General features: G+C 60.8%; 4 protein-coding genes and 3 pseudogenes. All 7 read left to right on the top strand.

Annotated elements, in window-relative coordinates:
* Nucleotides 1-632, top strand: a pseudogene (locus tag ABW043_RS08195) (translational GTPase TypA); the annotation flags it as partial.
* A gap of 88 nt (nt 633-720) precedes the next feature.
* Nucleotides 721-1,329 carry a DedA family protein gene (locus ABW043_RS08190; protein WP_353920727.1) on the top strand — a complete coding sequence of 203 codons (609 nt, stop codon included), beginning with the start codon at nt 721-723 and terminating at the stop codon, nt 1,327-1,329.
* A 357-nt stretch (nt 1,330-1,686) separates the two neighbouring features.
* On the top strand, nt 1,687-1,989 hold the full coding sequence (locus tag ABW043_RS08185; protein WP_353920726.1) for a YggT family protein: 303 nt from the start codon (nt 1,687-1,689) through the stop codon (nt 1,987-1,989).
* Nucleotides 1,976-2,290: a DUF167 family protein gene (locus tag ABW043_RS08180; protein ID WP_353920725.1), complete on the top strand. Its 315-nt coding sequence runs from the start codon at nt 1,976-1,978 to the stop codon at nt 2,288-2,290. The genes ABW043_RS08185 and ABW043_RS08180 overlap by 14 nt, the downstream gene beginning before the upstream one ends.
* 180 nt (nt 2,291-2,470) lie before the next feature.
* The gene (locus tag ABW043_RS08175; RefSeq protein WP_353920724.1) at nt 2,471-4,615 is read left to right on the top strand and encodes a sodium-translocating pyrophosphatase; all 2,145 of its coding nucleotides are present in this window, start codon (nt 2,471-2,473) and stop codon (nt 4,613-4,615) included.
* A gap of 482 nt (nt 4,616-5,097) precedes the next feature.
* Nucleotides 5,098-6,303 (top strand): annotated as a pseudogene (rlmN, locus tag ABW043_RS08170) (dual-specificity RNA methyltransferase RlmN).
* 23 nt (nt 6,304-6,326) lie between these two features.
* Nucleotides 6,327-6,724: pseudogene (locus ABW043_RS08165) on the top strand (hypothetical protein); the annotation flags it as partial.

Genomic DNA, 6,724 nt, shown 5'->3' with positions numbered 1-6,724 from the left:
ACGAGCCGATCGAAGAAGTCATCATCGACGTCGATGACGAATTCACCGGCGCCGTCGTGCAGAAGCTGACCGAGCGCAAGGGCGAACTGACCGACATGCGTCCGTCCGGCGTTGGCCGTACCCGCATCCAGCTGCTGGTTCCGACCCGCTCGCTGATCGGCTACCAGCCTGAACTGCTCTCGGACACCCGTGGCACGGCCATCTTCAACCGCCTGTTCCACTCCTTCGTGCCGTACAAGGGCGAACTGCCTGGCCGTCGCACTGGCGTCCTGATCTCGAACGGCACCGGCCAGTCCGTCGCCTTCGCGCTCTGGAACCTTGAAGACCGCGGCCCGATCATGATCGACGCCGGCGTCGACATCTATGAAGGCATGATCGTGGGCGAGCACTCCCGCGAGAACGACCTTGAAGTCAACGCGCTCAAGGGCAAGCAGCTCACCAATATCCGCACGACCTCCAAGGACGAAGCGGTGCGCCTGACGACCCCGAAGAAGCTGACCCTCGAACAGTCGCTCGGCTATATCGCCGAAGACGAATATGTCGAAGTGACGCCCAAATCGATCCGCCTGCGCAAGATCTGGCTCGATCCGAATGATCGCAAGCGCATGAGCCGCGCCGCCAAGTCGGCCTGATAAAACAAAAAGGGGCCCCACGGAAACGTCGGGGCCCTTTTTTTGCCCTTCACTTGTCTACCCGACCCATCAACAAGGAGACTGCCGCATGACCGACTGGATTATCCAGACCATTTCCGAACTCGGATATCTGGGGATTTTCCTCGTCATGCTGGCTGAATCGATCTTTCCGCCCATACCCTCGGAACTGATCATTCCCTTTGCCGGATTTGCCGCCGCCAATGGCGATCTCAACCTGTTAGGCGTGCTCGCCGCTGCCACGGTGGGCGCCGTCGTCGGCATGCTGCCCTGGTATTTTGCCGGGCGTCTCTTCGGACTGACGCGCGTGCGTTATCTCGCCGATCGCTTTGGCCGCGTCATGGCCTTCAATGCCGACGAGATCGACATGGCCGTCGGCTGGTTCCGCCGCTTCGGCCCGGTCATCGTGCTTTTCGGCCGACTGATCCCCTTGATCCGCACGCTGATTTCCATTCCCGCGGGCCTCTCGCGCATGAGCCTGCCGGTCTTCCTTCTGGCCTCGACCACCGGCGCCTTGATCTGGAACACCTTCCTCACGCTTGCCGGCTATATCCTGCATGAGCATTACGAGATGATCGAGGTCGTGCTCGATCCCCTGAGCTATATTGTCCTCGGCCTCGTCGTCCTGCTTTACCTGATCAAGGTCGCCACCTGGAAGCCGAGCCAGCAGCCGTCCTGAGCTTTCGGCAGATTTGCCTCGCATTTTGCAACGCGCTTCGCATTTTGCGAGGCGCCGCTAGGGCAAAAAGCCCAATCGTAACAGGTGCTTAATCTTTGCCCCCGGTTTTGCTAGGACACGTACTTGGCACGCTTCATGCAATGGAGGTCCTGTCCGGACCCTTGTACTGCATACCGGATGTCAGTCATTTGGGCCCCGTATCGCTTGCCCGGTGCGGGGCTCCGGCTTTTCTGGAGATCTTGTTGGTCGCGCTTCCGAGAGGGAAAACCGGTCGCCACTTTTCCTCGAAGCGCTCCGGTCTTGTGGCCTTGCCACTAACCCACTAGATAACTCAGAACTTTTCTCGCGGAGACGCCCATGCGCGCCGTTCTCGACATCATCCTCATCCTGCTCCAGCTTTATTGGTGGGTCCTGCTCATCATGATCATCATGAGCTGGCTGATCTCGTTCAACGTGATCAACACCCGCAACCAGTTCGTCGAAGCGGTCTGGCGCGTGCTCAATCAGTTGACCGAACCGGTGCTGCGACCCCTGAGGCGCGTGCTGCCCAATTTTTCGGGCCTCGACCTCTCCCCGCTGGTTGCCTTCCTGATCATCTTCTTCCTGCAGTCGATCATCGGCTACTACATCTATCCCGCCGTCATACGTGCCGGCATCTAGCTTCTTCCGCCCGACGCCGGAGGGATTCCTGCTATCTCTCCGCGTCACACCCAATGCGGGTCGCGATGCCATCGATGGTGTCGAGACCCGCGATGACGGTTCCACCGTCATGCGCCTTCGCGTCAGTGCCGTTCCCGACAAGGGCAAGGCCAATGCCGCGGTCACGGCGCTCCTCTCCAAAACGCTCGGCATTCCCAAATCATCGGTGATCCTCGTCAGCGGCGAAACCGCGCGGTTCAAGACCGTGCTGATCGCCGACCCGTCCGACGCCATGGTTGAGCGCCTCGCTGCTCTCGCCTGAGCCCTTGCGACAAACCGTCACACTTTCCAATTGCTTAAGCGAACAATCCCGGTAATCTTCCTCTTGGGAGGAGGTCCGCCGGAGGGCGGTTGCGGACCGGACAGGGGGCAAGTCGCACCCAAAAGGAGCTGGCCACGACCGGGGCGGGCCTCGAATCTTTTCATTCGAGGAACGGTTTTCATGGATCTGGCACTTTGGCTGATCGTCGCCTGCGGCGGTTTGGCTGTTGTTTATGGCATCGTCACCACGCAGGGCCTGTTAAAGGCTGACGCTGGTTCTGCCCGTATGCAGGAAATTTCCGCCGCCGTGCGCGAAGGCGCTTCGGCCTATCTCAAACGCCAATATACCACCATTGCCATTGTCGGCGTGGTCATCCTCATTGCCGCCTGGCTGCTGCTGGGACCGCACGCGGCTATCGGCTTCCTCATCGGCGCCGTCCTCTCGGGCGCAGCCGGCTTTATCGGCATGAACGTGTCGGTGCGCGCCAATGTGCGCGTCGCCCAGGCGGCCATTTCATCGCTCGCCAAAGGGCTCGACCTCGCCTTCAAGTCCGGCGCCGTCACCGGCATGCTGGTCGCGGGCCTCGGCCTTCTCGGCGTCACCCTTTATTTCATCATCCTCACCGGCATGGGCAATGCACCCACGAGCCGCGTCGTCATCGACTCGCTCGTCGCCCTTTCCTTCGGCGCTTCGTTGATCTCCATCTTCGCCCGTCTCGGCGGCGGCATCTTTACCAAGGGCGCTGACGTTGGCGGCGATATGGTGGGCAAGGTCGAAGCCGGCATTCCCGAAGACGATCCGCGCAACCCCGCCACCATCGCCGACAATGTGGGCGATAACGTTGGCGATTGCGCCGGCATGGCCGCCGACCTTTTCGAAACCTATGTGGTGACCATCGTTGCCACCATGGTGCTGGCGGCGATCATCCTGCCCGAAGCGCTGAAGCTCACCGGCATGGTGCTGCCCCTCGCCATTGGCGGGGCCTGCGTCATCACATCCATCATCGGCACCTATTTCGTCAAACTCGGCAGTGACAACAACATCATGGGCGCGCTCTACAAGGGCGTCATCGCCTCGGGCGTGCTGTCGCTCATCGCCCTCTTGCCGGTGCTCTGGCTGCTCTTTGGCGACATGAACCTCGCCATCGAAACCACGGACAAGACCTTTACGCCCTGGCACCTCTTCTGGTGCGGTGTCACCGGCCTCGTCATCACCGGGCTGATCATCGTCATCACCGAATACTATACCGGCACCAATCGCCGCCCGGTCAATTCCATCGCCGAAGCCTCGGTCACCGGCCACGGCACCAACGTCATCCAGGGCCTTGCCGTGTCGCTGGAATCGACCGCCCTGCCGGCTCTGGTCATCATTGCCGGCATCATCGTCACCTATTCGCTGGCCGGCCTCTTCGGCATTGCCTTTGCCGTCGCCACCATGCTGGCTCTCGCCGGTATCATCGTGGCGCTCGACGCCTTTGGCCCGGTCACCGACAATGCCGGCGGCATTGCCGAAATGGCGGGCCTCGACAAGGAAGTGCGCCACAATACCGACGCGCTCGATGCGGTGGGCAATACCACCAAGGCCGTAACCAAGGGCTATGCCATCGGTTCGGCCGGCCTCGGGGCCCTGGTGCTCTTTGCCGCCTATACGCAGGACCTGATCTACTTCTCGTCCCTGCCTGATGCGCCCGCCATCTTTGCCGGCATGGGCACGCTCACCTTCTCGCTGGCCGATCCCTACGTCGTCGTCGGCCTCCTCTTCGGCGGTCTGCTTCCATTCCTCTTCGGCGGCATGTCCATGACCGCCGTTGGCCGCGCCGCCCAGTCGGTCGTGGTGGAAGTGCGCCGCCAGTTCAAGGAAAAGCCGGGCATCATGCTTGGCACCGACAAGCCGGACTATGGCCGCGCCGTCGACATGCTTACAAAAGCCGCGATCAAGGAAATGATTGTTCCTTCCTTGCTGCCAGTCCTCAGCCCTATCCTGGTCTTCTTCCTCATCAACTGGATCGCCGGCCCCGCCGCCGGCTTCTCCGCCCTCGGCGCCATGCTGATGGGTGTCATCGTCACCGGCCTCTTCGTCGCCATCTCCATGACCGCCGGCGGCGGCGCCTGGGACAATGCCAAGAAGAGTTTTGAGGACGGTTTTACCGACAGCCACGGCGTCAAACACTACAAGGGTTCAGACGCCCACAAGGCCTCCGTCACCGGCGACACCGTCGGCGACCCCTACAAGGACACGGCCGGCCCGGCCGTCAATCCGATGATCAAGATCACCAATATCGTGGCACTGCTGCTGCTGGCTGTGCTGGCGCATATGGGTGGCTAACAGACGCAGCCTGCACTGAACTGAAGAAGAAGGCCCGGGAGCAATCCCGGGCCTTTTCGATGGTTTGGGGGATCTGACCAAAGAACTTATCCCCGCCCCCTCCAGTCCGTCATAAAATCAAAAAATTCCCCGCACGGGACGGAGTCGAGACGGACGGCTGCGGGGATGCTGAGCGCACGGGACCGTTCCCGTGTGGGTTCGGGGGCTGGCCGCATGCGACGAGCGATCAAGTGCCGCTAAAAGTCTTGTCCAAAAAATCAGCGCCCCGAGGCGGTCTCGTCTCACTAAACAAAATACTCAGGGGCGAAAGCGCCTCGGGGTCCGTTCCACTTGCAAGAACCTGACGCGGAAACGCGGTCAGGACAAAGTGCTGTCCTGCGCCCTTCGCAAAGCCGCCTCCCGCGGGCGTGACTTTGTGTTTTTCGTGCCCATATGCTCTTGGCCGCGGACTTCCCGCATTCCCGATCCTTTTTAGAGCCGCCATGAGCATTGCGCTAAACCTCGACCATTCGACCGCCATCCGCCCTCAGGCGGCGGCACGGCCGTCGCTGATCGGCCTTTCCAAGGCGCAGCTTGCCGAAGCGCTCGTCGCCAATGACGTGGTGGGCGAAAAGGAAGGACGCATGCGCTCGAGCCAGCTCTGGAACTGGCTCTATGTGAACGGCGTCACCGACTTTGACCGCATGACCAATGTGGCCAAGCCCGTGCGCCAGAAGCTGGCCGATACGTTTATTCTCGATCGCCCGGAGATCGTCACCGAACAGGTTTCGGTCGATGGCACCCGCAAGTGGCTCTTCCGCTTCCGCGATCCGCAGAACCCGAACTTTCCGGCAGTGGAAGTCGAAACCGTCTACATCCCCGAATCCGACCGCGGGACACTTTGTGTTTCGTCCCAGGTTGGTTGCACCCTCACCTGCTCCTTCTGCCACACCGGCACGCAAAAGCTGGTCCGTAACCTCACCGCAGGCGAAATCCTCGGCCAAATTCTCATGGCCCGTGAGCGCCTTGGTGATTTCCCTGGCGGTTCACGCCCCGATGACGGCGGCCTCGTGCCGGGCGGGGAGAGCCGCGCCATCACCAATATCGTGATGATGGGCATGGGCGAACCGCTCTACAATTACGACAATGTCAAAAGCGCCCTGCTGATCGCCTCGGCTGGCGATGGCATGTCTATTTCCAAGCGCCGCATCACGCTCTCGACCTCGGGCGTCGTCCCCTAGATCGGGCCGACCGGCAGCGAGATCGACGTCATGCTGGCCATTTCGCTCCACGCCGTGCGCGATGATCTGCGCGATGTGCTGGTGCCGATCAACAAGAAGTGGCCGCTCAAGGAACTGCTCGAAGCCTGCCGCAACTATCCCGGCCTCTCCAATTCGCGCCGCATCACCTTTGAATATGTGATGCTCGACGGCATCAACGACAGCGACGCCGAGGCCAAGGAGCTGGTGCGTCTGCTTGCCGGCATTCCGGCCAAGATCAACCTGATCCCGTTCAACCCATGGCCGGGTTCGAACTACGGCACGTCCCCGTCGAGCCGCATCGAGCGCTTCGCCGACATAGTCAATCGCGCCGGCTACGCTTCGCCCGTCCGCACCCCGCGCGGTCGCGACATCTTCGCCGCCTGCGGCCAGCTCAAGAGCGAAAGCGAGCGGCTGAGCAAGAAGGACCGGGACGCACTGGCCGGATAAAGCTGATTCCCCGCTCGTTATTTATGGGTTATCCTGCCTTCATGTATCACGATGCCACTCAGTTGAAGATCATTGGAACGGGTATCTATACGGTGGCCGACGCCTCCAATTTGTCTGGCGTTCCTTCAAGTAGAATAACTCGATGGCTGCTTGGTCGACGTCGCGAATATCGTGGTGAGATTGTGCATGATGATGCGCTCTGGACATCGCAGCTTCCCTTGTTTGAGGGAGGGCTCTATCTGGGCTTTCGCGATCTGATAGAGCTTCGAATGGTCGACGCCTTCCGGCGGCAGAAGATTTCTTTGCCTTACCTTCGCAAGGTGGTTCAAGCGGCCAGAGAGATTACGGGAGACGCCCATCCGTTCTCGACATCAATGTTCAAAACTGATGGCCGACGTCTCTATTTTGAAGTGATTAACAA

Origin of the sequence: Devosia sp., from assembly GCF_040509215.1 — a bacterium.
In the GTDB taxonomy this organism is placed as follows: Bacteria; Pseudomonadota; Alphaproteobacteria; order Rhizobiales; family Devosiaceae; genus Devosia.
This window is presented reverse-complemented; position numbering and strand designations above follow the sequence as displayed.